A 26922-nucleotide genomic window follows, 5' to 3' on the forward strand; every position below is an offset into this window, starting at 1 on the left:
TGCTTGTTCCGGAAATGACTTTCAACCATTTAAAACAAGCATTCGTCCTTTTTTCGATTTAAATATTTCAATATCAATATATTTGAATACTTCTTGTAAAATCGAATTGATTGTTAACGTTTTTAAATAAAAAAATCCCAAATCAATGATCCGGGATTTCTTGTATTTAAAGAATAATCTCTTCTAAATTATCATCGTAGAAATGGTACTCCAGAAAACTGTAGGCATTAACGCCTTCAACAGTTATTCGTTTGAAATACTTAAAAGCCCACTTTCTTTTAATGGAATGAATTCCTTTCGTTAAAAAAGCGGCCACATACGGATGAACTTTCAAGGTCAGACTTTTCTTATTCAAGTCTTTAAAAATGTAATTGACTTTGCTACTTAATTCATCTGTAAAGAGAATGGTAGGCGTAATTTTTCCGGTGCCCTTACATGTCGGACAGACTTCAGCTGTCTCCACATGCTCTTCAGGTCTTACCCGCTGACGGGTGATTTGCATCAAACAAAACTTACTTAATGGCAGTATGTTGTGTTTGGTGCGATCAGCTCCCATCGCCTCTTTCATACGTTCAAAAACCTTTTGTCGGTTTGCTGCTTCATGCATGTCGATAAAATCGATCACGATGATGCCTCCCATGTCTCTCAACCTCAACTGTCGTGCTACTTCCTCGGCTGCTGCCAAGTTGACTTCCAGCGCATTGGTTTCCTGATCCACACCTGCTTTTGACCGATTACCGCTGTTAACGTCAATCACATGAAAAGCTTCGGTATGTTCAATAATCAGGTAAGCGCCGTTTTTAAATGAAACGGTTTTTCCAAACGACGCTTTTACTTGCTTGTCGACCCCAAAATAATCGAAAACTGGTTGCCCACCGGTGTAGGTCTTAACAATTTTCCTTTTCTCTGGGGCAATCGTCGCAATGTAATCTGCCACATCTTCGGCAACAGCGGCATCGTTAACGATGATGCTGTTAAACGTTGGCGTATAAATATCTCGAAGTAATGCTGTTGTCCGGTCAATTTCTCCAACAATTAAAGCCGGGGCGGTGGCTTTTTTTAATTTTTGGAAGGTGGTTTCAAATTTGGCTACCAGTCTTTTCAATTCCTGGTCGAGTTCTGCTACTCGTTTGCCTTCGGCCACTGTTCGAACAATCACACCGTATTTCTTTGGCTTAATACTTTGAATTAATCTTTTCAGCCTGTTTTTTTCTTCGGTTGAGCTAATCTTTTGCGAAACACTTACTTTGTCGCTAAAAGGCATCAGCACTAAATTTCGTCCAGCTATTGAAAGTTCGGAGGTTAGCCGGGGGCCCTTGGTCGAAATAGGTTCTTTGGCTATTTGAACCAAAATATTCTGGCCTGCTTTCAATACTTCTGTTACTTTACCCTCCTTATTAATATCTGGTAAGGAGTGAATTTTAGATAGTGAAGAAATACGGTTCTTTTTGGAACTGGCAATTTTCATGAACTTATTCAAAGTTGAAAATTGAGGTCCCATATCGAGATAATGCAAAAATGCATCTTTTTCATAACCAACGTCGATGAATGCAGCGTTTAAGCTCGGCATAATTTTTTTCACCTTGGCTAAATAAATATCGCCAACAGCAAATTTTGCTCCGCTTTTTTCCCTGGTAAGTTCAACTAAGCGTTTATTTTCTAATAAGGCAATAACGACTTCTGAGGGAGAGACATCAATAATTAGATCGCTACTCACAACGTTATTTTGATTTAATTTATAATGTAACTTTTTACATTAGTTAAAAACGGATTAAACCTAAAGCGCTATGCACTTTAGGTTTAACCTTCAATTGTCTTTTATAGCTATTGCTAAAAAAAGCGTAAGACTATTTCTTCTTCTTGTGTCTGTTTTTACGTAGTCTTTTCTTACGCTTGTGCGTCGACATCTTATGTCTTTTTCTTTTTTTTCCGCTTGGCATAATCTTAATTTTTTACTTGATCTTTAACTTGAGCAACAAACGTTTTCGCTGGTTTAAAAGCTGGAATGAAGTGCTCTGGAATAATTATTGTTGTATTCTTTGAAATATTACGTGCTGTTTTCTCTGCTCTCTTTTTTACGATAAAGCTACCAAATCCCCGAAGATACACATTTTTCCCTTCAGTTAATGAATCTTTTACAGTTTCCATAAAAGCTTCTACAGTTTTTTGAACCGTTACTTTCTCGATTCCCGTGTTCTTGCTAATTTCATTAACAATATCTGCTTTAGTCATCTCTTAAAATATTTAGTTTTCAATAAATTATATATTCATGCGTTTCGGAGTGCAAAAATAAAAATTATTTAAAAACTTTAAACACCTCAAATGAATTATTTTTGCAATCTATATAGATTTTAAAGCAGTTATGACAAAAAGCGCCTCATTCTCCGGTATTTTGCTTCGTTGGTACGACAACAACAAACGAGATCTTCCTTGGCGGGAAACCGCTGACCCTTATGCCATTTGGCTATCTGAAATCATACTTCAACAAACCCGTGTAGACCAAGGAATGGCCTATTATCTGCGGTTTATCGACACCTACCCCAGTGTTAAGGATTTCGCCAATGCTTCGGAAGATGCGATTTTAAAGCTATGGCAAGGCCTGGGTTACTATTCCAGAGCTCGAAACATGCACCACACCGCGCAAACTATTGCGAGACATTATAGAGGAATGTTTCCGGCTGACTATGAAAGTCTACTCAATCTAAAAGGCGTAGGCGACTATACAGCGGCGGCAATTGCCTCCATCGCATTCAATTTACCCTATGCGGCGGTTGATGGCAATGTGTATCGGGTGCTATCGCGTATTAACGGTATAGATACCCCCATCGACAGCGGGCAAGGAAAAAAACAGTTTGCAATACTTGCCAATGAATTGCTGGATGCGAGCCACGCCGGGAACTTCAACCAAGCATTAATGGAGTTTGGAGCAACTCTCTGCACTCCTAAAAATCCGGGGTGTGAAAGTTGTCCCTTTAATAAGTTATGCTTCGCCTATAAAAACAACAAGATTGACTCCTACCCGGTGAAAAAAGGAAAGGTTAAAATTCGAAAACGTTATTTCAACTACTTGGTGATTGACCATGGCTCCTACACCTACCTTTCGAAGCGAACAGCTAATGACATTTGGAAGAACCTTTATGAATTCCCTCTCACTGAAAGCTCTGAGAAAAGCGACTTACAGCAAACACTGGCAGAAAGTCAAGCAATCTTCCCGCTACAAACCCAACTGCTACTGGAAAAAGAAAGTGACTGGCAAAAACAAGTGCTCAGCCACCAGCACATCTTCTATCGATTCATCTACTTGAAAATAGTCGGTAAAATAAAGATCCCCGCTTCCTTGCTTAAGGTGAATAAAAAAGATATTTTTAACTTTGCTGTTCCAAAACCAATCGAAAAGGAACTAAGCAAGTGTAATTGGTTTTGATTCGTTCATATAGAAGAGGTTATGGTTTAGCGTCAAAAACAGGCCATTTCTAAAATACTTCATCAAACATTACCTCTCAGAGGGGGAAATTTTGTAAATTTATTATTGTTTAATTCTAAAATCTTTAATTATGTCAGTAAACAAAGTAATCTTAATCGGAAATGTCGGTCGCGATCCTGAAGTCAGATACCTAGATAAGGACGTTGCTGTTGCCAACTTTTCGATGGCTACCTCTGAGAGCTACACTGCTAAAAACGGCGAAAAAGTAACCACCACCGAATGGCACAACATTGTTATTTGGAGAGGCTTAGCCAAAGTTGTAGAGCAGTACGTCAAAAAAGGTGACCGTCTGTATATCGAAGGCCGTATTCGCACCCGCTCGTGGGAAGATAAAGATGGCAACAAGCGCTACACTACTGAAATTTATGGTGACAATATGGAAATGCTTGGCGGTTCAAGAAACCAACAGGACAACAGTAACACCAATCAACAAAGCCATCCACAGAATCAACCGGACAACCAGGTTAGCGAACCAGACTTCGCACCCAACGAAGAAGATGACTTACCATTTTAGTAACTTAAATTAGTTTAATTGGAAACAGACCCTTTACCAATACTCACAGCAATTATCGGAGATATTGAATTCTATCCCCTGACAACAGCTGTAATTCTGTGCCTTGCGTTTATTTTGATACTCTTGTTTTCTTCAGCCTTGATTTCAGGCTCTGAGGTTGCGTATTTTTCACTAAGTCCTCAGGATCGTGAAAAACTCAACTCATCCAAAAGCAAGCAGAATCATGCGATATTAAAAAACCTGGACAACCCTGAAAAGTTATTGGCGACCATTCTGGTGGCCAATAACTTTGTTAATGTAGGCATCGTCATTCTTTCGGCCTACACCACAGGAAAGCTTTTTAATTTCGAGTCAGCACCAACCTTAGGCTTTATCTTTCAGGTGGTCGTCATCACTTTCGTCCTATTGCTTTTTGGCGAAATCATCCCCAAGGTGTATGCCTCCAGCCACCCCCGTAGTTTTGCGCGCTTTATGGCTATTCCGCTAACCGTGCTGGAGCGCTTGCTTCGCCCCATTAATTCAATCCTGATTTATTCGACATCGTTTGTGAATAAGCATTTTCAAAAACAAGCACAAAATATTTCAGTCAACGAACTTTCACAAGCACTCGAACTTACGTTGGAGCACGAACACGCCGAGGATAAAGAAATTCTAGAAGGAATTGTCAAGTTTGGAAATAAAAATGTGGTGGAAATCATGCGATCGCGCGTTGACGTGGAGGCGCTTGAGATCAGAGATTCGTACAGCAAAGTAATCAATCTGATAAACGAATCAGGCTATTCGCGAATTCCGGTCTACTCGGGCTCTTTTGATAACATTAAGGGTATTCTTTACATCAAAGATCTACTCCCGCACATTCATAAAAAAGTAAATTTCAAATGGCAAACCATTATCCGTGCACCCTTCTACGTGCCCGAGACCAAGAAGATTGATGATTTGCTGGAAGAATTTCAAAAGAACAAAGTACACATGGCCATTGTGGTCGACGAGTACGGAGGCAGCTCGGGCATCGTCACACTAGAAGATGTACTGGAAGAGATTGTAGGCGAAATAGCCGATGAATTTGATGAAGAAGAAAACTATTTCACCAAAATCGCAGAAAACAAATACTTGTTTGACGGCAAAATCCTTCTCAACGACTTCTATAAAATTACCGGAAGCAACGATCATATTTTTGACGACTACAAAGGAGATGCCGACACCTTGGCCGGACTAATTCTGGAACTAAGAGGTGAAATACCAATTACTCATGAGAAACTAAGCTGCGAGAATTTCGTTTTCACCATTGAATCTGTTGATAACCGACGTATCAAAAAGATCAAAGTTGAAATTAATTAACGCTTCCGAAAAAAATGCTCCTATGCAAAACCGGCTTTTTTTGATTGTAATACTCATTGTTTTACTGGCCAGTTGCCAAAAAGAATATACCCCAAAACCGCGTGGTTATTTCCGGATTGACTTTCCGGAGAAATCCTATCATGGGCTAAGCAAGGATCTCCCCTACTCGTTTGAAATTGCCGATTACTCGACCCCCCGATCTGCCCCGGACTCAGAAAACTCAGCCAATTCAGCGTGGATGACAATCAGCACGCCTGCCAATAAAGCAGATTTGCACCTGAGCTATGCCCATCTGAACAAAGATCTGCAAAAGCACTTGGAAGAGTCGCGGCGCCTGGCTTACGATCATACCATAAAAGCAGATGCTATTGAGGAGCGTTTATTCATCAATCCGGAGCAGAACGTTTATGGCACGATTTATTATATCGAAGGAAATGCCGCTTCACCCATCCAGTTTTTCCTGACCGACAGCACCGAGCATTTTTTGCGTGGAGCACTCTATATCCGTGAAGTCCCAAACATCGATTCCATCCGCCCGGTCATCGATTTTCTGAAGCCCGACATCATCCATTTAGTTGAAACAACCCGTTGGAATTAAGCCATGCCATTAGCCAAAGAAATTCATATCGAAGAAGGCTTGCTTCTGCTTTGGGAGCTGACCGAAGACCTGGAATGGCTCAAAGCTCAGTTTCCAATGCTGGATAGCGATGAAGCATTTCGATCACTAAAAAATAAAAAACGACAGCAAGAATGGCTATCGGTAAAAATGATGCTCCGACACATTGGATGCCAATCAATCAAAGTAACCTACAATAGTAAGGGACAGCCACAAATCGACCACCCCCTTTACCACCATATCAGCATCAGCCATTCCAGCCAGATAGCGGGCATCTTGCTTCATCCTCACCAAGCTGTAGGATTGGACATTGAAAGCCTGAGCCGGAATTTCTTGAACATCGAGCGAAAATATCTTTCTCCAGCCGAAATGGCGTTGGCCCATAAGGACTCGAAACGCCACTGTCTTTTTTGGAGTGCGAAAGAAGCTGTTTACAAAGTGGCAGGCATTCCTGGAATCCATTTTGCTGAGCAGATAGCTCTTAGTCCGAAAGAAAACGATCAATTAATAGCTGAATTAAACACGAATGAAAAGAATCAGCGCTTCCTACTCAACTATTTTGAATACAAGAAACAACTGATTGTCTTTTTGATTGCAGCAGAGCCGAACTGAAAAAAAACGGCTCATTTTAAAAACTTCACACCTACAAACTTGTTTATCCCTGAAAAATTACGACCATGAAACAAGCCGAATCACATATACTCGTCATTTTTGGAGCTTCGGGCGATTTAACCAAACGCAAATTAATTCCCGCACTCCTTGAACTAGAGAGACAAAGCCTTCTTCCAGACGAATTTGCAGTACTTGGCGTAAGCCGAACCAACCTGTCAGATGTTGAATTTCGCCAACGAATGACAGAATTTCTCACAAAGGAAGAAGACCATAAACTGATTGAGAAATTTTTAGGCCGACTATATTATCAATCCATTTCAACAGCCGACTCCTATGAATATCCGGTATTGAAAGATCGGTTGTTTACCATTGCCAAAGAAAACTCGATTCCGGAGAACTTCATTTTTTACCTGTCCACACCACCCAAATTATACGAAATCATTCCGAAAAATCTGGCGAGTGTAGATCTGAATAAAACAGATGATGGTTTCCGCAGGCTAATTATCGAGAAACCTTTCGGCACAAACCTGGCATCGGCCAAAGAACTCAACAAAAATTTGTTGAACTATTTTGCCGAAGATCAGATTTATCGAATTGACCATTATCTGGGTAAAGAATCGGTTCAAAACCTCCTGGTAACGCGCTTTTCCAACGGTATTTTCGAACCCATCTGGAATCAAAATTTCATTCATCATATTGAAATCACCTCTGCTGAAAGCTTGGGTGTTGAAAATCGGGGAGGTTATTACGACCACTCAGGGGCCATGCGCGATATGGTTCAAAACCATTTACTCCAGTTGGTCGGTATGGTAGCGATGGAGCCTCCCGTTGTTGTTGAAGCAGACGCCATTCGGAATGAAGTGCTAAAAGTGTTTCAATCGCTACGTCCAATCAAGGAAGAAGAGGTAGATCAGTACGTCATTCGAGGACAGTACATCGAATCGCATATTAAAGGAGAATTGGTTAAAGGCTACCGACAAGAAGAAGGCGTTGACCCCGAAAGCCGGACAGAAACATTTATGGCCATGAAGTTTTTCATTGACAACTGGCGCTGGGCCGGTGTTCCGTTCTATATCCGAACCGGCAAAAAATTGCCAACCCGTGTAACCGAAGTCGTCATTCACTTCAAAAAAACGCCTCACCATTTGTTCGGCAACCAATACGAAACAGAACAAACAGCCAACCAACTGGTTATTCGTATTCAGCCCGATGAGGGCATATTGCTGAAATTTGGCATGAAAGTTCCGGGAGCTGGGTTTCGCGTGCAAACCGTCAACATGGATTTCCACTACGAAGACCTGGCTGATGCACATCATTTGCCTGCAGCCTACGAACGCTTACTATTAGACTGTATGCAGGGAGACGCCACCCTCTACTCGCGTGGAGATGCGGTGGAAAAAGCATGGGAATTTGTTCAGCCGATTATGAATGCCTGGCAACACAACCCGGACATTCCGATTTATGGCTACCCCGCCGGCACTTGGGGACCCGACGTTGCCGACCAATTAGTTGACGACAGCCAATGGCGCTATCCATGTAAAAATCTGTCGAACGATGGCACCTACTGCGAACTTTAAGAAAACAATCGTTACTAATACAAAATAGTTTACTGCACTGCTATGACTTCAAAAAAAGCAATCAAAATATTCTCAACTGCACAAGACTTAGCCGAAGCTTTTGCACTTGAACTTTACGAAACCGTAAAAGACACCTCCAAGCGATTCGATATCGCCCTTTCCGGTGGAAGTACTCCCAAATTACTGTTCGATGTACTTGCTCAATCGTATGCGACAAAAATGCCTTGGAAACAGCTGCATTTTTGGTGGGGCGACGAACGATGCGTGCCTCCAGCCAGCGATGAAAGTAACTACGGCATGACCCATAAACACTTGTTCTCGAAAATTGAAATTGATGAAAGCCAAATCCACCGCGTAAAAGGTGAACTAAGCCCGAAGGAAGCTACGAGTGACTATATCCAGGAAATTAAGTCAAACCTTAACGAACGTCAAAACTTACCTGTTTTCGACCTGATTATTCTTGGCATGGGTGATGACGGACACACCGCTTCTATTTTCCCACATGAAATGCACCTGCTAAAATCGGATACGATTTGTGAGCTTGCGACTCATCCCGCAAGTGGTCAAAAACGGGTGAGTCTTACGGGAAAAGTCATCAACAATGCCGATCGTATTTATTTTCTTATCTCCGGAAAGTCGAAAGCCAGTCGCATGGCTGAAATCATAAACAACCTCGAAGGAGCAAGCAAGCTGCCAACAAATCACATCCAGCCGACACAAGGACAACTCGTCTTCTTTTTCGATAAGGCTGCAGCCTCTGAAATAGAAAATGAACACGATTGAATTACCAAAACTCCAAAAGAAAGCAAAAATAATAACTGACAAATGCTCACCATCAGCATAAGCTGCTCATTGTTAATATCGTGTGTATAAGATTTACACCAACGAAATAGTTTGATTAATTAAATTTTGTACTTTTAATTCAGTGTTGCCGCAAATAGAGAGCTATATAAATAAAGAAAGAGCCCAACGCAAAAACAGCAAGAAAAAAACGTATGTTCTTTTACCTATTTTAAATAACAACCCATAGTCAGCATTTAACTTGAACTCAAGTCCTTTTTCAAGTTCTTAATAAAAGTTAAAACCGCATTTGGATGTGAGATATGAAAAATTGGTTTGTAATTTAGACAGCTAACATTAACCCATTTGGAGCAAAAACAACAAATAAAGTCGTCTCAGGAAAGTATCTTAAAAAATGCTTTTAATGCTGCGCAAACGGGCATCTGGCATTGGAGCATTGACAGCGACAGAGTTCTTATCAATGATGCCTGGGCTCAACTTATTGGATACACACCTGAAGAATTATATCCCTTCGATTTAGCCCAGTGGCTGAACCTATGCCACCCAGAAAACCGAACTCTTGTTTCCAAAACCTTGAACCGTATTTTAAAGATGGGAACCAACCATTTTTCGTTTCGAACAAGGCTAAGACACAAAAATGGCGGCTGGATCTGGGGGCAATTCAACGGAGGAATAGCTGAACTAGATTCCTTCGAAAAACCAGCGGCTTTGAGCGGTACACTGACCGACCTTTCTGAGCTTTATCAATCAAAAAGCAACCTTCGATACCGCTACGAAATCGAAAAACTGGTTTCTGAAATCTCTTCAGACTTTGTTGGGGCGCATTTGTACGATACCGATAAAGCAATCAACCAAGCCCTAACAAAAATTGGTCAATTTCTAAACGTAGATCGCTGCTATGTCTTTCAATTTCGAGAGAATACGACCATCATGGACAATACCCATGAGTGGTGTACTAAAGGCATCCAGCCGGAAGCCGAACTCCTGCAAAATATACCATCTTCTGTTTTTCCTTGGTGGATGGATCGCTTAACAAAACTTGAGCACCTCTACATCAAGCAGGTCAACGACCTACCAATAGAAGCGATAGCGGAAAAGGAAATATTAAAAAGCCAATCTATCATTTCGCTACTAGTTGTCCCCATTCATTTTCAGCAAAAATTGCTTGGGTTTATTGGATTCGACTCCGTCGCCAAAGAAAAAGAATGGCTTGAAGCTGACATTCATTTAATGAACACAGTGGCCCACGCCATTGCCAGCGCACTGAACGCCAAAAGCTACCAGGAAGTACTTGTTCAAGCCAAAGAAAAAGCAGAAGAAAGTGATCAAATAAAATCGGCTTTTCTGGCAACCATTAATCATGAGCTACGCACACCGCTGCATCACATCTTAGGATTTAGCGACCTCCTGAGGATGAGCAAAATACCAGTTGCGGAAATCAGCAATTTCGCCGACAGAATATACAAAAGCGGAAAAAACCTGCTCCAAATTATTGAAGATATCCTTAACCTGGCACAAGCAGACGAAACTTATGTGAAGATTCGCAAAGAGTACCTTCATGGCAATGAGCTCTTTCTTCAACACAAGAACTTATTGGACGAAATGTTGAAGTCATCAGACAAAGAAGAAAGCATTAAGTTGATTTATAATCCATCGGCTAAGTTCCTCAACAACCATTTTATTTCAGACAACAGCAAGATCAACCAGGTCATCATTAACTTACTGAAAAATGCCATCAAGTTCACCAGTTCGGGAAGTATTGAATACCGGGCGGAGATCAAAAACAAGATGCTTTCATTTCAAATAAAAGACAGTGGCATAGGAATTCCACGAGATCAACAAAAGCTCATTTTTGACTTTTTCAGGCAGCTTGACGATTCAAGCACTCGTATTTACAGTGGGATTGGTGTTGGTCTGGCCATATCCAAAAGAATAACCAAGATACTGCAGGGCCGATTAACTGTTTGCTCTATTCCTGGTAAAGGAAGCACTTTTACTTTGAAAATACCTGTTGAAATGGCCGCCAACCTTCAGAAAGAAACTCGGAAATTCTAATCCCAGTCTTCGCTATCACATCCCATTCAAAAAAAATAAGGCAGCAGCTTTAAGCTACCCCCTTATTTCAATCCGTTAACTCCGGAAAATTATTTCGTCAACCACTTATCAAGCCACTGCTTGAATACCCGCTGCCAAACAATTCCATTCTGAGCTGAAGTAACCCAGTGACTTTCTTCGGGGAAATATAAAAATTGAGCCGGAACATCTCTTAAAACAGCTGCATTGAAAGCTCCCATGCCTTGCGTATACGGAATTCGGAAATCTTTCTCTCCATGAATAACCAGAATCGGTGTATCCCACTTCTCGACAAATAGGTGTGGAGAAAAGCTGTAAGAACGCTGAGCAACTTGATTATTTTTATCCCAGTACGGACCGCCAATATCCCAGTTTTCAAACCACATTTCTTCGGTCGTTACATACATCTGATCGAAGTTAAAGATACCGCAATGCGAAATAAAAGCGTTGAAACGTCCTTCATGGTGCCCCGCCAGGTAGTTGACAGAGAAACCGCCATAGCTGGCTCCTACCGCTCCCAGACGATCTTCATCCACGTAAGGCTCTTTGGCCAGTTCGTCAATCGCTACCAAATAATCCTGAATATTCAGCCCACCGTAATCCTTGCTGATTTGCTCGAGCCATTCCATGCCAAAGCCGGGCAAACCGCGCCTGTTTGGAGCCACCACAATGTAACCATTGGCAGCCATCATCTGGAAATTCCAACGGGTCGACCAAAACTGGCTCACCGTTCCCTGGGGACCACCCTGACAATATAAGAGGGTTGGATATTTTTTATTGGGGTCAAAGTGTGGTGGATAAATCACCCACAGATGCATGTCTTTATCATCAATGGTTTTCACCCAGCGCTCTTCCACTTTTCCCATTTCCAGCTGGTCGAGCAAGCCCTTATTCACCGTAGTAAGTGATTCGTCTTTTCCTGTCTTTGAATTAACCAAGTACAATTCAGCTGGCTGCGACATCGATACCTTCTGTGCTAATAACTTCCCATTGGGCATTTCAACCACCGACTGGTAATTATGCACACCATCCGTCAACCGACTAATCTCAGCCTTTTTCAAGTTTAAACGATAAATTTCATCTGTTGCATGAATGTTGCTGATAAAATAAATGGCTTGACTATTTCTTGACCAACTCAAATGTCCGGCATGCTGTTCCCATCCTTCCGAATAATTCGTTTTCTCCCCGGTTTTCAGGTTCATAACAAACAAGCGTGTTTGGTCTGCTTCATAGCCATCGCGAGCCATACTCGTCCAGGCCAGTTTAGTTCCATCGGGCGAGAAAAGCGGGCTTTTATCGTATCCTTTATTCTCTTCCGTCAAGTTTTCGGTACTCCCGGTTTCCAAATCATAGCGATACAAATCTGTATTGGTTGACAGCGAATAGGCCTTCCCCGTCAGTTTTTTACACGAGTAAACGATTTGTTTACCATCCGGACTCCAAACAACCTGATCCAAACCATCAAACGGCTTATCGGGACTATCGTATTTCTGTCCTTCCAAGATATCCTTCCCTTCTGAAATGACTTCGTTGCCGTATTCAGCAATAAAAATATGATTGTAAGTATAATCATGCCAGCTATCCCAGTGCCGGTACATCAAATCATCTTCAAGTCGGGCATTGGCCTTGGGTAAATCCGGAAACAGATCATGAATATCATCATCCAGTTTCACGGTTTTCGTATAAAAAATGTGTTTTTGGTCAGGCGCATATTTAAAGCCGGTAATACCGCCTTCAATCTGAGAGACCTGAGTGGCATCTGAACCATCGGGGTTCATTTCCCAAAGCTGGGTGTCACCATCTTTGGCAAATAAATACCCGATTTTCTTTCCATCAGGACGCCACTGTGCTCCAGACTCCTTAAGCGCCGTGCTGGTAATTTGTTTTCTTTCTCCTCCATCGACCGGCACCGTATATAATTCACGGTACGACTTATTTTCTTCGATATGATAATAGGTCACCGCATACAATACCGTCTTGCCATCGGGCGACAATTCCGCATTTCCAAGCTGCCCAAAAGACCACAGCACTTCCGGAGTCATAACATCTGATTCCAGCTTCGGGGTTTCCGGGACGTAAGTTTTCTTTTCTACAGCCATAACTTCTGATTTCATTCCGGCATAGAACAACAAAGCCAGAACAGGTAAAACAACTAATTTTCTCATGGTTTCTTCAATTTTTCAGAGTCCGAAAAATACATCTTTGCCTAGAATAATAAAAAGATTCACTGGCGCAAAGTTCCTAATTATAAAAAAAAGCACCTGCTCCACAAGGGAACAGGTGCTGTCATCTTAACCAATTGATGTAATCACCCATCAATAGCGATAAGTACCTTCGTACTCAAACACTTCTCCTCCGTAATCTTTTCCGGTTACTCTAAAGGTCACTGAATCTTGTCCTTCAATTTGCAAGGAGCTCAGGTCAAAAGTAACAAATGCCGACATGCGGTAATTGGGAGCATCATCGCGGTTATTATGTCTCAACTCAAGCGCAACAGGCTCATTATCTGCAGTAATTACACCTGATTCTTTCACCAGATTTACGTAATGAATCATCCCATTACCATAATAGTCCAGTTCAAAGGTGAGCATGTTGTTGGTCGTCCAAACGCTTTCAACATGAATCGGATCATTCCCGATACTATCTTCAATTTCTTCGGTAATGTCCAAAATCCCCTTAAACAAAATATCTTTGACTGAGTTGACCCGCACGTAATACTCTTCAAACTCATCATCAACACGCTTGTCGCCCAAAACAGTAAAATTGACAAGTACACGAGTACTGTCATCCTCTTCATCCCAATGATAATAGCCATCCACTGGAAAAAGTTCTGATCCGTCATCCATTTTAATGGTGAACCCAGCGTTATCGTTAATATCGATCACACCAAACCCTACCCAGAATTTATCCAACGAATATCCATCATCATCATTCAAATCACAGCTGAACAAAGCGATGCCCAGCACTGCGATTAAACTAAATTTCAAAAACCTTTTCATTTTTCTCTCCTTTTTCTATTTTGAATTACATACCTAATAGATTGACTAACCATCAAATTGGTTGCGTCAGCTTTCATTTTTTTTACCGACAAAAAATCAGCAATAAACTTCTGGCACAATCATTGATATTTACTTTTCTACATATTTGCATTTATACATTCAATATGCGAACAGAAAGCAATCGTTAACTGTTTACTGTTGCTGATCGAAATAAAAACCAATGAGTAGAAAACGAATAAAAACAAATACCATGAAAAAATTATTAGTAATCATTGCTCTGGCAGCTGTTACCGCGACAGGATGCGCCACTGGAAACGGAAAAACAAGCGATCCTCTGCAAAACAATCCTTCAGCAACTATTGCTCAGGATGGCCATCAAGGCGGAACGAGTTTGATTTCCAAAGAACAGTTTTTAAAACAAATATGGAACTACGAGCAATCGCCTGATGAATGGAAATTCCTGGGTGACAAGCCGGTGATTATCGACTTTTACGCCGATTGGTGTGGCCCCTGCCGCATTGCTTCGCCCATCCTTGAAGAAGTGTCAAACGAGTTTGCCGGAAAGGTGAATGTTTATAAAATAGATACTCAGAAAGAGCGTGAGCTTGCCGGTGTTTTCGGCATTCAGAGTATTCCTGCATTTTTGTACATTCCGGTAGAAGGCAAACCCGTCATGATGGCAGGCATTGGCCGATCCAATGAAGAAACTAAAAAGATGTTTATCGATAACATCAACAAATACCTGCTTACAAAAGACTAAAGCATCTGCTTTCTTGTTGACGAAATGAACCAGCTCTTGCCCGAACACAGCAAAAAGGGTTCAATAAATTATATGCAGAGAAAGCCGCCTCCGAGTGGCTTTTTTTTGTAGTCCAACAGCCAGCCGAAGACTTAATTACAAAGCCTAATAAAAAGTTGGACGAAAACCTGTACTTTTGCCAGCCTAAAAGCTATTTGATGACAAAAAAAGAGCATACATCCCCTTATGATGTTGTGGTAATTGGAGCTGGACCAGCAGGTTTAATTGCTGCAGGACGGGCTTCCGAACTGGGTTCACGTGTCCTCGTGATTGAAAAAATGAGGTCTGCCGGACGTAAGTTACTAATCACAGGCAAAGGCCGCTGTAATATTTCCAACGATGCATATCAATCCGACTATTTCAAAAATATATTCCCCAACGGAAAATACCTTAAGCCCGCATTTGGCTCCTTCTTTTCCGGCGATATTATTCAGCTGCTAAAAGACGAAGGCGTGGAAACAACCGTGGAGCGAGGAGGTCGTATTTTTCCAACGAGCAACAAAGCACTGGACGTTCTCAATGCCCTGATGAGCTGGGTCAGAAAACGCAAAGTAGACTTTCTGTATTCATCCAAAGTGACTGAATTAATCACTGCAGATGGACGAATCACCGGTGTCGAAATCCTCAGGAACGGACAAACCGAGCAGATTCTTAGCTCATCTGTGATGCTGTGCACCGGCGGAAAATCATACCCCGCCACCGGATCAACAGGCGATGGCTACCTGCTGGTCGAACAGCTTGGCCATACCATTACACCGGCACGTCCGGCACTGGTCCCCCTGGTTACTTCGGGCAAAATGGCTGCCGAGCTACAAGGCTTAAGCCTGAAAAATGTGACTGCCAGTGTTTGGGTCAATTACAAAAAGCAGAAGGACGAGTTTGGCGAAATGTTATTTGCACATTACGGGCTCACCGGACCAATTATTTTGACGTTGAGCCGACTGGTTGTAGACCAGCTCAATCAAAAAAGTAAAGTTCGGATAACAATCGATTTGAAGCCTGCCTTGGATGAAAACAAGCTGGACGCTCGCCTGATTCGTGACCTGGATGCCAATGGTAAAAAGCAAATCGAAAATATTTTTAAAAGCTGGCTGCCTTCTAAACTCATCCCGGTTTTTCTGAACGAACTTCAAATCGATGGAAAAAAACAAGGACACCAAGTCAACGCTAAAGAGCGTCGCAAGATCATGCTGATGATGAAAAACCTGCCTTTTGAGGTGATTGATTACCGGGGATTCAACGAAGCCATCATTACCGCCGGAGGCATTAGCACCAGTGAAGTGGATGGAAAAACCATGCAATCAAAGCTCATCAAAAACCTTTATTTTGCAGGAGAAGTGCTGGATCTGGATGCCAATACCGGTGGCTACAACCTGCAAATAGCCTATTCCACAGCTTGGCTCGCCGCCAACTCGCTGGTTAAAAATCAAAAGGAAACGAATTCAACACCAAACCATTAATACAAGAAGAATATGATTAAAGAAGCCTGTATTGAAAATTTCACACAAGCCCTGGCAGCCCAACAAGCCGGTGCCGACCGAGTTGAATTATGCGAAAACCTGGCTGAAGGTGGAACGACACCTTCCTATGGAACAATTAAAGCCTGCATGGAAGAACTCTCAATTCCTCCGTTTGTTATGATTCGCCCACGTGGTGGTGACTTTGTATACTCTGCAGAAGAATTGAATATCATGCAAACAGATATCGACTGTTGCAAGCAGCTTGGCGTTCCAGCCGTCGTTTTTGGCTTACTTACGAAGGATGGCGAAATTGACACGATAAACACCCGCATGCTGATTGAACAGGCACGTCCCATGCAAGTCACTTTCCACAAAGCATTTGATGACCTAAAAGATCCGCTACAGGGTCTCGAAATCTTAATTGAGCTGGGCGTTGACCGCATCCTCACATCAGGAACAAAAGCTACAGCAGCCGAAGGAACGAAGCTACTCAATCAACTGGCCGAAAAAGCTGCGGGTCGAATTATCCTGGTTGCTGCCGGCAAAGTCACCAAAGACAATGTGCCAGAACTCAGCCAGACCATCAACACCAAGGAGTTTCACGGTAAAAAGATTGTCTAATCCAGTAAGCTATCCAAACCCTTGCCGGCTCTGGTAGCAGCAAACTCGGTAACCTCAAAGTCAGCGATCCCAAATTCATAAAAGGGATCCTGACAAATGATTTGTTCCAACTCATCACGACTTGAACACCGCGCTAAAACAACACCTCCGGTGCGAGGTATTTTTTTGCCTGAAAGCAGAAATACACCTTGCTCAAAATAAGCATCAATAAACCGGATATGTGCCTCCAAATGCTTGTCGGCCTCGCTTACCGGAACTTTATAAGTCAATGAAATAATAAACATGATCTGAATTTTTTCTGAAGAAAAGAAAAAACAAGTCCTGAAAAAAATATTTACTCATTTTTATTCTCCATTGATTTTGCTTATTTTAGTTTAACAAAACTTAGCTCTCCCGCTATTCATTAAATCCCCATAAAAACCGGCTGATATTATGACAACAACCATCGAAAACACCCAATTACAGCTGGCGCTGGACTTCGTAAGATATACCAATCAAAATATTTTTCTGACCGGAAAAGCCGGAACTGGAAAAACCACTTTTCTGCGTAACCTGAAAAACGAATCGCCCAAGCGGATGGTCGTTGTCGCACCAACAGGTGTTGCGGCCATCAATGCCGGAGGAGTTACGATTCATTCCTTTTTCCAGATGTCGTTTGGCCCGCAAGTACCACAGTCCAATCCCTCCTTTTCCATTAGCAATCCAAATGGGATGAACGCGCCGACGGCCATCAAGCGTTACAGCAAAGATAAAATCAACATCATCCGCAGCCTCGACCTGCTGGTGATTGACGAAATAAGTATGGTTCGTGCCGATCTACTAGACGGCATCGACGAAGTGTTACGCCGATTTCGTGACCGCCGCAAACCGTTTGGAGGCGTTCAAGTGCTCATGATTGGCGACCTGCAACAGTTAGCTCCAGTAGTTAAGGAGGATGAATGGAATATTTTGAGAAGCTACTACGACACCTGCTATTTCTTCAGTAGCCGGGCTTTAAAACAAGCCTCCTTCACCAGTATTGAGCTGAAACACATCTACCGGCAAAGTGATGAACAGTTTATTGGTCTTCTGAATAAAATCCGCGAGAACCAAGCCGACGCCACAACCTTAAACGAACTCAACAAACGGTACATCCCCAATTTTCAACCAAAAACTGATGATGAGTACATTACGCTCACGACGCACAACTACCAAGCCCAACAGCTCAACCAATCGAAACTGGCAGCACTGAAAACAAAAGCCAGTTCCTTTGAAGCCAATGTGTACGATGACTTTCCCGAGTACCTATTCCCAACCGATTTTAAATTGGTCTTGAAACCCGGCGCTCAGGTCATGTTTGTAAAAAATGACAGCTCGCCTGAAAAACGCTATTACAACGGTAAAATTGGTACGATTATCGAAATTGACGAAGATTATATTGAGGTCGAATGTAAGGGCGATGCCAAACCCATTGTCGTGGAACGCGACAAATGGCAAAATGCCAAATACGGAATCAATAAGCAAACCCAGGAAATTGAAGAAACCCTCATTGGCGAATTTGAACAATTCCCGCTGAAGCTGGCCTGGGCCATAACCATCCATAAAAGTCAAGGACTGACCTTCGAAAAAGCGATCATCAATGCGCAACAATCGTTTGCTCACGGGCAGGTTTATGTAGCACTAAGCCGTTGTAAGTCATTGGAGGGATTGGTACTGAGTACGCCCATTGAAACACACAGCGTAAAAAATGATGATACTGTTATTTCATTTACCAGTCAGGTAGAAGCCAATGAACCCGGAGAAAAAGAACTGCTCGAATCCCGAAAAAAATATCAACTCCAATTATTAACTGAACTATTTGATTTCAACCTTATCCGTTGGCAGCTTCAATATTTAATGAAGCTATGCGATGAACACGGCGCTTTGCTACTCGGAAATCTGCCTCAACAACTGCAAGCCATCCTTCCGCAGTTGAATACCAAAATCATTGCCGTGTCAGCAACGTTTGAACGTCAAATCCGGCAACTGATCACCCTGACACCCGATGCTGAGGATAACGAGCAACTACAGGAACGGGTTGAAAAAGCATGCGCCTATTACCTTGACAAACTAGAAATGGTATTGATTCAGCCCATTGACTCGCTTGGGTTTGAAACGGACAACAAAGCCGTACGGAAAAGTTTTCAGGAAGCCTTTGAGAAGCTACTCCGCGAATTGGACAGTAAACGAAAAGTGCTGGAATGCTGCCAGTCGGGTTTTAAAATGAAAACCTATATTGAAGTGAAGGCCAAGGCAGCAATGGATCTGACCGGGAAAGCAGCAGCCCGCGGAGCCAGCAAAACAATGATTTCGAAGCATCCTGATTTTTTCAAACAACTGTTGAGCTGGCGAGCGCAAAAAGCCGACGACAACAACCTTCCCATTTCAAAGATCCTTCCGCAAAAAACTTTATTGACTATCGGAGATCAACTGCCGGCAACCATTGTAGAGTTGAAAGCCATTAAAGGAATGGGGGGCAAAAAGATGCAACAGTTTGGTAAAGATATTCTGCAACTCACGATCGCCTATCGACGTGAAAAAGACATGAAACTGCCTGTCGACGCCGATAAAGAACCGGTCAAGGCCTTGCTCGACTCCAAACACATCAGCTTTGCTTTGTTCAAGACTGGAAAATCCATTACCGATATCGCCCGCGAAAGACAGCTGGCAGCAACAACGATCGAAGGTCACCTGGCACATTTTGTTGCTCAAGGCGATTTACAACTTAAGGGCTTGGTTGATAAAAAGAAGCAGGATGCCATTACAAAAGCCTACGAAAAGAGCAAAAACAAGTCTATGGGAGCAATAAAAGCCGCACTGGGGGACCAATGCAGCTTTTCTGAAATACGTTTTGTATTGAGTTATCTGGAAGCCCAGCGAACGCCTTAACCTATTTTTTCAAATACGATTCGGCATCAATCAACACATTCTTATCATCCTCGTAAAGCGCGTAGTTAAAGCCGGGATGCAAGCAGTAAGCTCCTGTGTCACCCGCTTTATTGATGGCAATATAACCAATCTGCACTTCATCAAAGTTTGGTTGCAGCTTCACAATTCGCATTACGGCTTCTTCACAGGCGGCTTGTGGCGAACGTCCCTGACGCATCAGTTCCACCACCAAAAAGCTCCCCAAGGTACGCATCACCCATTCGCCATGACCGGTAGCCGCGGCACCTCCAACTTCGTTGTCGCAAAACATTCCGGCACCAATAATAGGCGAATCACCAACGCGTCCGTGCAACTTGTAAGCCATTCCCGATGTCGTACAAGCTCCGCTCAAATTACCATGCACATCCAAGGCCAGCATCGAAATGGTGTCGTGGTTTTCAATATTCACTTCGGGATGATAGTCGGCCTTTGTTTTCCAATCTTCCCACTGACGGCGTGCCTCATCGGTTAGCAAGTCTTCCTTTTCAAACCCATTTTCCAAGGCAAACTGCAAAGCACCTTCACCGGCAAGCATTACGTGCGGTGTTTTTTCCATCACCAAGCGGGCTACCGAAATAGGATGTTTAATATGCTCTAAAAAGCAAACCGATCCGGCATTCCCTTTGTCGTCCATAATGCAGGCATCCAGGGTTACATGGCCATCCCGGTCAGGACGTCCGCCGTAACCTACACTCATTTCCTTCGGGTCAGCTTCCGGGACCCGAACGCCTTGCTCCACCGCATCCAATGCCGTTCCTCCTGCTTTCAACACTTTCCAGGCGGCCTCATTGGCTGGTATTCCATGGCTCCAGGTTGAAATAGCCACGGGCTTCTTTGCGGCAGGTGCACTCATCGCCTGAGCTCCCTTAAACAGTACAGTAGTTGCAAGAGAAGCTGCTGCTCCCTTTTGTAAAAATTGACGTCGGTTAAGCATGTTTGTCATTTTGATGTATGATTTAAAGCTTCAAAATAAATGAAAAATACGGAGAATGGCCCTCTTCTCAGCCAACAAGTCACCAGTAAATCGTCAAAACAACCGGATTAAAACCGATCGTGAACCAACAAAGAACCTCCACAGGCAGAGCTTAAAGACCATTCCCCATAGAGAGAATGTCCCCCGTCAACCTCTAACAACTGAACCTTTCCTTTTTCAAGTGTATTAGTAGAAAACAACAGCTATCATATGAATTATCAACGTAAGAAAAATGCACTGGGCTGGTCGGTATTTGCAATTTCACTAATTGTTTACGGACGAACCATCGAGCCAACTTTGAGTTTGTGGGACTGCGGCGAGTTTTTGGTTTCAGCTTACAAACTTCAAGTTTGTCACGCGCCAGGGGCTCCACTATTTCTACTGCTTGGACGGATCTTTTCCTTGTTCAGCTTTGGGCATGTAGAACGTGTGCCTCTTCTTATTAATGAGGTATCGGCCCTTTCCAGCGCCGGAACAGTCATGTTGCTCTTCTTTATATCAACCTGGGTGATGGAAAAAATAGCCGCAAAACAGCCAAATGCCATCCTACTGGCCTCGGCAGTAGGAGCCCTGAGTTTTGCCTTTACCGACTCCTTTTGGTTTTCGGCCCTGGAAGCCGAAGTATATGCCTTATCCTCCTTATTCATGGCGCTTGTGTTGTGGGCTGCCACGCGCTGGGAGCGCGAGGCCGGCGAACCTAAGGCCAACCGCTGGCTTGTGTTGATTTTCTTTTTCACCGGTTTGTCCATTGGGGTGCATCTCCTCAACCTGTTAGTATTGCCAAGCATTGCCTTGATTATCTACTTCAAAAAATACAAACCTTCCTTTAAAGGTACGCTGGCCGTATTGGCGACTTCCGGTTTATTTATCATCTTCTTGATGAAAATTTTCATTCCCGGTATCTTTTCCCTCGCCGGGCCATTTGAGTTGCTGGCGGTTAACAAGCTTGGATTACCGGTCAACTCCGGGTTCTATTTTTACTTACTGCTGCTGGCCTCGGTAATCTCTGCTGCTTTGGCTTACTCTGAACTTCGCCGAAAACCCCGGCTCAACCTGGCCTTGTTGTGTTTGCTATTCCTAATGCTGGGCTATACTTCTTATTTCGTCCCCTTTGTCCGCTCAGCTGCCAATCCTCCATTGGATCAGGGAAATCCAGAAACGACCTTCGAACTGATTAACTACCTCAACCGCGAAAGCTATGGCAGTCGTCCGATTTTACATGGTGAGACCTACGGCTCTGTGCCTATTTCGTATAAAGAGCGAATCAGCTACGAATTTGATGGCGAAAAGTATTATCCGGTGAGGCTTCCCCCAAAAGTGAACTACGCCAAAGGAACAACCAGTTTCTTTCCTCGTCTGCATAGCAGCGACAAGCAGCATCGGCAAGCCTATGCCAATTGGGTAAACCTGAAGGAGCGTAAGGTGACCTACACAACCTCAAAGGGCGAACAAGCACAGACCTCTGTTCCGACATTGGCTGAAAACTTCAGTTACTTTTGGCGCTATCAATTCGGGCACATGTATGTCCGCTATTTTATGTGGAATTTTGTTGGTCGTCAAAACGATATTCAAAGCCGTGGCGAACTGGAATATGGCAACTGGCAATCAGGCATTCCCTTTCTGGATCGCCAGCGACTGGGTGACTCGGAACACCTGCCCCATGAGCTTAAAACGAATAAAGCCAACAACCGCTATTTCTTTTTACCTCTTATATTGGGTCTGGTCGGCCTGATCTTTCATTATCGAAGAGAAAAACAAAGCTTTGTAGAATTGATCGTTCTATTTGGAATTATGAGTGTGGGCCTGGTTATCTACCTGAATGAAATTCCAATTACTCCGCGTGAACGGGATTACGTCTTTGTCGGGTCATTCTTTGTTTTTAGCTTTTGGATCGGGATGGGCACACTGGCCTTGTTCAATTGGCTACAGTCCAACTATCGGGCAACTCCGACCTTGATAATCACCAGCATACTGACCCTGGCTGCCGGCCCGGCTTTGCTGCTTCACCAAAACTACGACGATCACAACCGATCGGGGCGCTATTCAGCCCGGGATATGGCCCGCAATTACCTGATGTGCTGCGAACCAAACGCCATTCTGTTCACCCATGCAGACAACGACACATATCCCCTTTGGTATTGTCAGGAAGTTGAAGGTATCCGCCAGGACGTGCGTGTCGTGGTGATGCCTTACCTCAATGCCGGATCGTACATCAAGCAAATTACCCGTAAAATCTATGACAACGAAGGCCTCAAGTTATCCGTTCCGGTGGAAAAATACACCCAGGGTGAGGTTGATTATTTACCCATCATCCCTAAAATCAAGGGGGAACAAGACTTGCAAAAAGTACTGAATTTCATAACAAATGACAGTTCACAAACCAAAGTTGCGCTTTACTCAGGTGAGCAGGTAAACTTTATTCCGGTTCAAAACATGTACCTGACAATGTCAAACCAGAAGATTCCAGTTCAACCAAAAAAAGAATACCTCATGCACAATGAATTAGCTTTCTGGGATATTCTTAATTCCAATAATGCCAACCGCCCGATTTGCTTTACATCCCTTGCCGATGTTCATCAATATGGTCTCCAAAACTATATTCGGAACGATGGATTGGTTTACCGTCTGGTTCCGGCCTACTACGCTGGTGAGTCGCAACTGGAAAACGGACAGGTGGAAACCGACCGGCTTTATGCTAAACTCATGGAGCGCTGCAACTGGGAGAATTTAAAAGATGAAAGCATCTATTTTGACTGGTACCATCGCTACCTGTTTGCTTCAGCGCAAATACGACCATCCTTTTATCAGCTGGCCAAAGCGCTCGCCAACGAGAACCGCCGGACAGAAGCCCTTCAGATACTCCAGGAGGCAGAAGAAATTCTTCCATTCCGAAACCGGGAATTGGACTACTATTCAATTTTGATGTGTGAACTTTATTTTCAACTTGAAGAGAAAGAGGTCGGAGAAAAACAACTTCAAAAAATGGCCACCAACCTGAGCGAATGGATCAATTATTATCTCCAGCTGACGGAACAGCTGAACGCAAACATGATGCAAAACCTACACCGAAAACTATATTATTTTCAGACGTTGGTTTCCATCGCCCAATCCAATCAGCTGGCACTAGCACCAACGCTGATGGAAAACCTAAACACCTACATGGTCCGGCTTGAATAGCAAAGTCCAAAATCGAACAAAAGAAAATTAAAGGGGCGAAAAGAAATACTCTTCTCGCTCCTTTAATTCTTAAATAATAAATTTCGTATTGTAACCAGCAGACTCCGGAACAAGCTAAAAGATACTGTCAACTCTTGATTGCGAATTCTGCTTAAAAAGTGTTGAATCCAAGACAAAACTTTGTTGTACGCACGTTGAATCAATTAATAGCTGAGCATCAGAAGAAGTATTCAGCTTTGGGCCAATCATCACAAAAGCCAGGAGTACAGTTGCCACTGCAGTTTTTAGGCCAAATCCTTTTAAGGAAAAAGTCCATCCCAGAAATCCGCTGAATGAATTTTGCCGGGGCTTGCTTTGAACTGATTTGATCATAAAAGCATAGTTTAGCCGGTTGATCACCTGGGGATCCGGGCTACCAATAACATCTTGTCGAATGATTTTTTCTAGTTGTTTTTCCGTCATAGCCTTCTGCCTTAAAATTCAAATTCACCTTTCAAATGCTGAAATTTATCAGCCAGATACCTGCGCGTATTAAACAGTCGCGATTTCACCGTACCCGGCGCAATCCCAAGCATGTCCGCAATCTCTTTAATCGGAAAGCCTTCCCGGTAATGCATCAGAAAAACCGAGCGATGTTCCTGACTCAAAGCATCCAGGCTTTCAAAAATGCGGCTGATCAACTCATCCTGCGAAACCAGATGAGGAATCACCGGCTTAACCAACTGCTCCTTGTCCAATTTTTCCTGACGAACCTCTCGACGCCGGTATTCATTTTTGCATAAATTATAAGCAACTGAAAATATCCAAGTTTTAAATGGGAAATCCGGGTTAAAGCGGCTTGGGTTTTCGATGATTTTCAGAAAGATATCTTGCAAAAAGTCGTTCGCCAAGGCTTCCGAATTTCCAAGCATCCGATAGAAGTAATAATACAAACGCTCTTTGTAGCGGTCGTAAAGCTGGTTAAAGGCTTGCTGATTACCATTACAAATCGCTTGCATCAACTGCTCATCGCTCTTTATTTTCCTTTTCGCTCCGAACATGCGTTTTTGGTTCGCTTTAAAATTAGATAGATTAAACCTGCATAGGTCCCGACAATGAGCAGAGGAGCCAATGTAATTCGTCGAAAGCTAAAGATGCTTTCATCAAACTGACTGGTTTCTGAATTAGCCGGACCACTCATTAAAACGTACGCTAAAGTTAATAAAACGACTGCGGCAATTAACCACCAATACTTCTTTTTGTCGAATAACATAGACTGCTTTTTGGAACAGTACACGCGAAAACAAAAAGGTTCAGCGAAAAAATCAATTGGAGGCACATTTTTTCAAAACAGCAAATAATGCGCCAGCACGAGTCTTTGCCTGAAATAATCAATTTATTGCTTGAGATTCTGAGCCAGGGCTTCGGCACAACGCTCACCATCCATGGCCGAGGAAGCAATTCCTCCGGCATAACCGGCTCCCTCTCCACACGGATACAATCCTTTGATATGAATGTGCTGCATGTCAAGGTCATTCCGAGGGATACGAACCGGAGAAGAGGTGCGCGACTCCACCCCCACTGCCAAGGCTTCGTTGGATAAAAACCCCTTCGATTTTTTATCAATTTGCTGAATCCCTTCACGCAAGCGGCTGGCAATGCGCTTGGGCAATTTATCGTGCAAGGCCGATGCGACCAATCCCGGACGATAAGACGAATTCGGCAGATCAGCTGATTTTTTGCCTGCCACAAAATCGGCCAACCGCTGAGCGGGTGCCAGCTGGGTTTGTCCGTTCAACATAAAGCAAAGTTTTTCCACCTGCTTTTGGAATTCCACCCCGGCAAAAACACCGTGCTGCTGAAATTCGCGCAAGTCCTCCGGGCGAACTTCCACCACCAAACCAGAATTGGCAAAGGGCGAATTTCGTTTGGAGGCTGACATGCCATTCACAACCAATTCGCCGGGTGCTGTTGCGGCCGGCACAATAAAACCACCCGGACACATGCAGAACGAGTACACGCCCCGACCCTTCACTTGCTCGACGAAGGAATAGCTTGCAGCCGGCAAATACGGTCCACGCTGTGGCTGATGGTATTGAATGGAATCGATCAAAGCTTGCGGATGTTCAACCCGAACTCCCATGGCAAAGGTCTTCGCTTCCAGGTTAACACCATTTCGATAAAGCATCTCGTAGATATCGCGTGCCGAGTGTCCAGTAGCCAAAATCAGGGCATCAAACTCATACGAACTGCCATTGGCGAGTTTCAGTCCTTTGCATTGATCATTCTTAATGATTAAATCCGTTACCCGGCTGCTGAAATGAATTTCACCACCGCAAGCTAGGATCTGCTCACGCATACCTCGAATAACCTGCGGCAGCTTGTCGGTTCCGATGTGTGGGTGAGCGTCAATCAGAATTTGAGGATCGGCACCAAACTGCACAAAGACTTCCAATATTTTTTTAACATTACCGCGCTTTTTTGAACGGGTATATAATTTACCATCGGAGAATGTTCCGGCGCCTCCTTCTCCAAAGCCATAGTTCGAATCCGGGTCAACCAAATGCTCGCGATGAATTAGGGCGATGTCGCGTTTGCGGTCGCTCACATTCTTTCCCCGCTCAAACAAAATTGGTTTTAGGCCGAGTTCAATCAGGCGCAGAGCGGCAAACAAGCCTGCCGGACCAGCACCAACAATGCCCACCGGCGGTTTCGACGCTACATTTTGATAGTGATAACTAACCGATTCGGCCACGGGCTCTTCACCCAGATAAACAGCTACACCCAAGTTTATCCGGATTTGCCGTTGCCGTGCATCAATTGATTTTCGGCGCACAACAATCGCCGTAATGTCGGTATCGGCCACTCCTAATTTCTTTGCAATGATGGGACGATGCAACTGTTCTTCCGACGCCTGTTTAGGCGTCAGTGATATATTGAGTTCTTTTTTCAA

At 43.4% G+C, this 26922-nt stretch carries 23 protein-coding genes; 13 read left to right on the forward strand and 10 right to left on the reverse strand.

The features are described 5' to 3' along the window. Positions 1 to 166: 166 nt before the first annotated feature. A complete protein-coding gene (locus tag ACUNWA_RS11570; protein WP_445592070.1) occupies positions 167 to 1717 on the reverse strand; it encodes an Rne/Rng family ribonuclease in 1551 nt (516 codons plus the stop codon). Between the two features lie 227 nt (positions 1718 to 1944). After that, complete coding sequence (locus tag ACUNWA_RS11575) at positions 1945 to 2232, reverse strand: HU family DNA-binding protein (protein ID WP_445592071.1); 288 nt, start codon at positions 2230 to 2232, stop codon at positions 1945 to 1947. A 130-nt stretch (positions 2233 to 2362) separates the two neighbouring features. Between ACUNWA_RS11575 and mutY the strand changes: the two genes are divergently transcribed. From mutY to ACUNWA_RS11615, 8 genes are all read left to right on the forward strand, one after another. Continuing rightward, on the forward strand, positions 2363 to 3424 hold the full coding sequence (gene mutY, locus ACUNWA_RS11580; RefSeq protein WP_445592072.1) for an A/G-specific adenine glycosylase: 1062 nt from the start codon (positions 2363 to 2365) through the stop codon (positions 3422 to 3424). Positions 3425 to 3554: 130 nt separating this feature from the next. After that, on the forward strand, positions 3555 to 3998 hold the full coding sequence (locus ACUNWA_RS11585) for a single-stranded DNA-binding protein (protein WP_445592073.1): 444 nt from the start codon (positions 3555 to 3557) through the stop codon (positions 3996 to 3998). A gap of 18 nt (positions 3999 to 4016) precedes the next feature. Beyond that, positions 4017 to 5336, forward strand: coding sequence for a gliding motility-associated protein GldE (gene gldE, locus ACUNWA_RS11590; protein WP_445592074.1), 1320 nt, complete (start codon positions 4017 to 4019; stop codon positions 5334 to 5336). Continuing rightward, complete coding sequence (gene gldD, locus ACUNWA_RS11595; protein WP_445592075.1) at positions 5323 to 5934, forward strand: gliding motility lipoprotein GldD; 612 nt, start codon at positions 5323 to 5325, stop codon at positions 5932 to 5934. Before gldE ends, gldD begins: the two co-directional genes overlap by 14 nt. 3 nt (positions 5935 to 5937) lie before the next feature. Next, entirely contained in the window at positions 5938 to 6564 is a 627-nt protein-coding gene (locus tag ACUNWA_RS11600) for a 4'-phosphopantetheinyl transferase family protein (protein ID WP_445592076.1), read from the forward strand. A gap of 65 nt (positions 6565 to 6629) precedes the next feature. Next, the gene (gene zwf, locus ACUNWA_RS11605) at positions 6630 to 8141 is read left to right on the forward strand and encodes a glucose-6-phosphate dehydrogenase (RefSeq protein WP_445592077.1); all 1512 of its coding nucleotides are present in this window, start codon (positions 6630 to 6632) and stop codon (positions 8139 to 8141) included. A gap of 42 nt (positions 8142 to 8183) precedes the next feature. Further along, positions 8184 to 8924: a 6-phosphogluconolactonase gene (gene pgl / locus ACUNWA_RS11610; RefSeq protein WP_445592078.1), complete on the forward strand. Its 741-nt coding sequence runs from the start codon at positions 8184 to 8186 to the stop codon at positions 8922 to 8924. A 363-nt stretch (positions 8925 to 9287) separates the two neighbouring features. Next, on the forward strand, positions 9288 to 10997 hold the full coding sequence (locus ACUNWA_RS11615; protein ID WP_445592079.1) for a GAF domain-containing sensor histidine kinase: 1710 nt from the start codon (positions 9288 to 9290) through the stop codon (positions 10995 to 10997). Between the two features lie 89 nt (positions 10998 to 11086). Here ACUNWA_RS11615 and ACUNWA_RS11620 read toward each other — a convergent pair whose 3' ends face one another. Both ACUNWA_RS11620 and ACUNWA_RS11625 read right to left on the reverse strand, forming a co-directional pair. Then, positions 11087 to 13180: an alpha/beta fold hydrolase gene (locus ACUNWA_RS11620; protein ID WP_445592080.1), complete on the reverse strand. Its 2094-nt coding sequence runs from the start codon at positions 13178 to 13180 to the stop codon at positions 11087 to 11089. 150 nt (positions 13181 to 13330) lie between these two features. Next, on the reverse strand, positions 13331 to 14014 hold the full coding sequence (locus ACUNWA_RS11625) for a NigD-like protein (RefSeq protein WP_445592081.1): 684 nt from the start codon (positions 14012 to 14014) through the stop codon (positions 13331 to 13333). A gap of 250 nt (positions 14015 to 14264) precedes the next feature. Here ACUNWA_RS11625 and ACUNWA_RS11630 point away from each other — a divergent pair, with 250 nt between their 5' ends. The 3 genes from ACUNWA_RS11630 to ACUNWA_RS11640 all read left to right on the forward strand — a co-directional run bounded on the left by ACUNWA_RS11630 (position 14265) and on the right by ACUNWA_RS11640 (position 16894). Then, positions 14265 to 14774, forward strand: a complete 510-nt coding sequence (locus tag ACUNWA_RS11630; RefSeq protein ID WP_445592082.1) for a thioredoxin domain-containing protein — start codon at positions 14265 to 14267, stop codon at positions 14772 to 14774. Positions 14775 to 14971: 197 nt separating this feature from the next. Next, positions 14972 to 16273 carry an NAD(P)/FAD-dependent oxidoreductase gene (locus ACUNWA_RS11635; RefSeq protein ID WP_445592083.1) on the forward strand — a complete coding sequence of 434 codons (1302 nt, stop codon included), beginning with the start codon at positions 14972 to 14974 and terminating at the stop codon, positions 16271 to 16273. Between the two features lie 12 nt (positions 16274 to 16285). Beyond that, positions 16286 to 16894, forward strand: a complete 609-nt coding sequence (locus tag ACUNWA_RS11640; RefSeq protein ID WP_445592084.1) for a copper homeostasis protein CutC — start codon at positions 16286 to 16288, stop codon at positions 16892 to 16894. On the opposite strand, the gene ACUNWA_RS11645 is transcribed toward ACUNWA_RS11640, so the two are convergent. Further along, positions 16891 to 17178, reverse strand: a complete 288-nt coding sequence (locus ACUNWA_RS11645; RefSeq protein ID WP_445592085.1) for a YciI family protein — start codon at positions 17176 to 17178, stop codon at positions 16891 to 16893. The two genes, ACUNWA_RS11640 and ACUNWA_RS11645, sit on opposite strands and share 4 nt — an antisense overlap. A gap of 148 nt (positions 17179 to 17326) precedes the next feature. Here ACUNWA_RS11645 and ACUNWA_RS11650 point away from each other — a divergent pair, with 148 nt between their 5' ends. Further along, positions 17327 to 19801 (forward strand): helix-turn-helix domain-containing protein, encoded by a 2475-nt coding sequence (locus ACUNWA_RS11650; protein ID WP_445592086.1) that lies wholly within the window; start codon positions 17327 to 17329, stop codon positions 19799 to 19801. 1 nt (position 19802) lies between these two features. Here ACUNWA_RS11650 and ACUNWA_RS11655 read toward each other — a convergent pair whose 3' ends face one another. Beyond that, positions 19803 to 20783, reverse strand: coding sequence for an isoaspartyl peptidase/L-asparaginase family protein (locus ACUNWA_RS11655; RefSeq protein WP_445592087.1), 981 nt, complete (start codon positions 20781 to 20783; stop codon positions 19803 to 19805). A 240-nt stretch (positions 20784 to 21023) separates the two neighbouring features. On the opposite strand from ACUNWA_RS11655, the gene ACUNWA_RS11660 reads away from it, so the two are divergent. Continuing rightward, complete coding sequence (locus tag ACUNWA_RS11660) at positions 21024 to 23990, forward strand: glycosyltransferase family 117 protein (RefSeq protein ID WP_445592088.1); 2967 nt, start codon at positions 21024 to 21026, stop codon at positions 23988 to 23990. A 114-nt stretch (positions 23991 to 24104) separates the two neighbouring features. On the opposite strand, the gene ACUNWA_RS11665 is transcribed toward ACUNWA_RS11660, so the two are convergent. The 4 genes from ACUNWA_RS11665 to ACUNWA_RS11680 all read right to left on the reverse strand — a co-directional run bounded on the left by ACUNWA_RS11665 (position 24105) and on the right by ACUNWA_RS11680 (position 26922). Further along, positions 24105 to 24452 carry a hypothetical protein gene (locus tag ACUNWA_RS11665; RefSeq protein ID WP_445592089.1) on the reverse strand — a complete coding sequence of 116 codons (348 nt, stop codon included), beginning with the start codon at positions 24450 to 24452 and terminating at the stop codon, positions 24105 to 24107. Positions 24453 to 24463: 11 nt separating this feature from the next. Then, on the reverse strand, positions 24464 to 25030 hold the full coding sequence (locus ACUNWA_RS11670) for an RNA polymerase sigma factor (RefSeq protein WP_445592090.1): 567 nt from the start codon (positions 25028 to 25030) through the stop codon (positions 24464 to 24466). Next, positions 25006 to 25242 (reverse strand): DUF3098 domain-containing protein, encoded by a 237-nt coding sequence (locus ACUNWA_RS11675; protein ID WP_445592091.1) that lies wholly within the window; start codon positions 25240 to 25242, stop codon positions 25006 to 25008. Before ACUNWA_RS11675 ends, ACUNWA_RS11670 begins: the two co-directional genes overlap by 25 nt. Positions 25243 to 25365: 123 nt before the next feature. Then, the gene (locus ACUNWA_RS11680) at positions 25366 to 26922 is read right to left on the reverse strand and encodes an NAD(P)/FAD-dependent oxidoreductase (RefSeq protein ID WP_445592092.1); all 1557 of its coding nucleotides are present in this window, start codon (positions 26920 to 26922) and stop codon (positions 25366 to 25368) included.

This window comes from Sunxiuqinia sp. sy24, assembly GCF_052677165.1.

Bases quoted from the DNA above. Each gene is read 5' to 3' on its own strand.
- ACUNWA_RS11665 (WP_445592089.1), bottom strand. From the start codon at position 24,452: ATGACGGAAAAACAACTAGAAAAAATCATTCGACAAGATGTTATTGGT.
- ACUNWA_RS11650 (WP_445592086.1), top strand. From the start codon at position 17,327: ATGACAACAACCATCGAAAACACCCAATTACAGCTGGCGCTGGACTTC.
- pgl (WP_445592078.1), top strand. From the start codon at position 8,184: ATGACTTCAAAAAAAGCAATCAAAATATTCTCAACTGCACAAGACTTA.
- ACUNWA_RS11575 (WP_445592071.1), bottom strand. From the start codon at position 2,232: ATGACTAAAGCAGATATTGTTAATGAAATTAGCAAGAACACGGGAATC.
- ACUNWA_RS11620 (WP_445592080.1), bottom strand. From the start codon at position 13,180: ATGAGAAAATTAGTTGTTTTACCTGTTCTGGCTTTGTTGTTCTATGCC.
- ACUNWA_RS11630 (WP_445592082.1), top strand. From the start codon at position 14,265: ATGAAAAAATTATTAGTAATCATTGCTCTGGCAGCTGTTACCGCGACA.
- ACUNWA_RS11645 (WP_445592085.1), bottom strand. From the start codon at position 17,178: ATGTTTATTATTTCATTGACTTATAAAGTTCCGGTAAGCGAGGCCGAC.
- ACUNWA_RS11585 (WP_445592073.1), top strand. From the start codon at position 3,555: ATGTCAGTAAACAAAGTAATCTTAATCGGAAATGTCGGTCGCGATCCT.
- ACUNWA_RS11625 (WP_445592081.1), bottom strand. From the start codon at position 14,014: ATGAAAAGGTTTTTGAAATTTAGTTTAATCGCAGTGCTGGGCATCGCT.
- ACUNWA_RS11600 (WP_445592076.1), top strand. From the start codon at position 5,938: ATGCCATTAGCCAAAGAAATTCATATCGAAGAAGGCTTGCTTCTGCTT.
- ACUNWA_RS11660 (WP_445592088.1), top strand. From the start codon at position 21,024: ATGAATTATCAACGTAAGAAAAATGCACTGGGCTGGTCGGTATTTGCA.
- zwf (WP_445592077.1), top strand. From the start codon at position 6,630: ATGAAACAAGCCGAATCACATATACTCGTCATTTTTGGAGCTTCGGGC.
- ACUNWA_RS11675 (WP_445592091.1), bottom strand. From the start codon at position 25,242: ATGTTATTCGACAAAAAGAAGTATTGGTGGTTAATTGCCGCAGTCGTT.
- ACUNWA_RS11635 (WP_445592083.1), top strand. From the start codon at position 14,972: ATGACAAAAAAAGAGCATACATCCCCTTATGATGTTGTGGTAATTGGA.
- ACUNWA_RS11640 (WP_445592084.1), top strand. From the start codon at position 16,286: ATGATTAAAGAAGCCTGTATTGAAAATTTCACACAAGCCCTGGCAGCC.
- mutY (WP_445592072.1), top strand. From the start codon at position 2,363: ATGACAAAAAGCGCCTCATTCTCCGGTATTTTGCTTCGTTGGTACGAC.
- ACUNWA_RS11670 (WP_445592090.1), bottom strand. From the start codon at position 25,030: ATGTTCGGAGCGAAAAGGAAAATAAAGAGCGATGAGCAGTTGATGCAA.
- ACUNWA_RS11655 (WP_445592087.1), bottom strand. From the start codon at position 20,783: ATGACAAACATGCTTAACCGACGTCAATTTTTACAAAAGGGAGCAGCA.